This window comes from Psychrobacter sp. (assembly GCF_035469765.1).
Classification (GTDB): domain Bacteria; phylum Pseudomonadota; class Gammaproteobacteria; order Pseudomonadales; family Moraxellaceae; genus Psychrobacter.
In genome coordinates this window covers 1-1,587 of record NZ_DATIRM010000342.1, presented here as the reverse complement: position 1 = coordinate 1,587, position 1,587 = coordinate 1, and the positions used below count along the sequence as shown (strand labels likewise).

The 1,587-nt window shown below is 42.8% G+C and carries 2 protein-coding genes; both read right to left on the bottom strand.

Going from position 1 to position 1,587, the window contains the following annotated elements; all coding sequences use genetic code 11:
- Positions 1 to 87 precede the first annotated feature (87 nt).
- The gene (locus VLN09_RS09465) at positions 88 to 699 is read right to left on the bottom strand and encodes a YceI family protein (RefSeq protein WP_325245923.1); all 612 of its coding nucleotides are present in this window, start codon (positions 697 to 699) and stop codon (positions 88 to 90) included.
- Positions 700 to 873: 174 nt separating this feature from the next.
- A partial coding sequence (locus VLN09_RS09460; protein WP_325245921.1) for an efflux RND transporter permease subunit occupies positions 874 to 1,587 on the bottom strand: 714 nt, incomplete at its 5' end.

The window sequence follows — 1,587 nt, the reverse complement described above, 5'->3', positions numbered from 1 at the left end:
TATTTTATTGTTCGTTTTACAACAAACTACTTAACATAAAATAATGCTATTACATTAAATAACAATAAATAATTAGAATATCAGTTGTTACTTTACTGCTTCAATTTGAATATTCAATTCAACCTTCTTTGTCATGCCTAATAAAGTGTATTTGCTAATGCCCCACTTCGTCCGGTCAATAGTCGTTATAAAGTCGCCACCGCAAACTGATTTTTTCAGGATCGGGTTTGGGTAGCAATTGAACTTGGTGGCTGTTAACGTAATGGGATTGGTCTTACCGTGTAGTGTCAACATACCATCGACCTTGCTGACATTCGAGACACTACCATCAGTCTCAAAATACCACTTGGTGGACTCAAATTGAGCCAGTGGAAATTGCTCAATATCGAAAAAATCTGCGCTTTTGAGTGTGATATCAAATGCCGTATTACCTGTATTTAAGCTGTTTAGAGGGATTACCAGCGAGATATTACCAGTCTTAGCAGCTGGGTCATAATCTAGCTGTCCAGTTAAATTATAAAAGCCACCCGTGTTGGTAGAGGTATTGAAGTGGTCAATGGCAAAGCGTACATTGGTATGGGTGGGGTCGATATCGTAAGTCAACGCATGACTGCTGGCGATACTTAATATGCCTATAATTAACGCTAGTAGAGGCTTTCGAGAGGACAGCATGACTGTCGAGAGGGTCGTTTGATTCATAGTGACATTCCTTTGCGATAGTAAATGGCAGGACAATCACATCCTTTGTGATTGTGTTCTTATATAATGACAACAAGCCCATACTTAATCAATAAGTATGGGCTTATCTGTTTTAGATATAGCATCAGCATTGCTAACACTATGTCATGTATATGACCAAATAGAGGCATCAAATCATATTTTACTATCCGTCGGTGCCTGCTCTTTGCCACTTGGCACAAGCCATTTACCAAACCATCCTGATAGGTCATCCATCAGCGTATAGACGACTGGAATGACGACTAAGCTCAACAGCGTAGACGTCACCAGACCACCCAGTACCGCTGCTGCCATCGGTCGCCTAAAAGTAGGATCAGCATCACCCCAACCAAATACCAACGGCAACATACCAGCGCCCATCGCGATAGTGGTCATAATAATTGGACGCGCGCGCTTACGGCATGAATCAACAATAGCCTCAAAACGAGCCAGACCGCGGCGCTGCGCAATCAATGCATAATCGACCAACAAGATAGAGTTTTTGGTCGCAATACCCATCAGCATAATAAACCCAATCATTGATGGCATCGACAGACTGCTATTAGTAATCACCAAACCGACAAAGGCACCACCAATAGATAATGGCAATGCCATCAGAATAGTAAAGGGCTGCAAGATACGCCCAAATAATAAAATAAGAACGCCTAAAATGCAGACCACACCGACTGACATCGCAATCACAAAGCCGCTGAATAACTCAGCCATATTTTCTGCTTGCCCTTGGTCGATGATGGTAATGGAGGCAGGTAGCGTTTGCATACTCGGTATGTTTTTGACTGCCTGTACCAAATCACCCAGCTCGCCATTGGCAGGCTGCACGGTAATACTAATAGCGCGCTCACGGTCTAG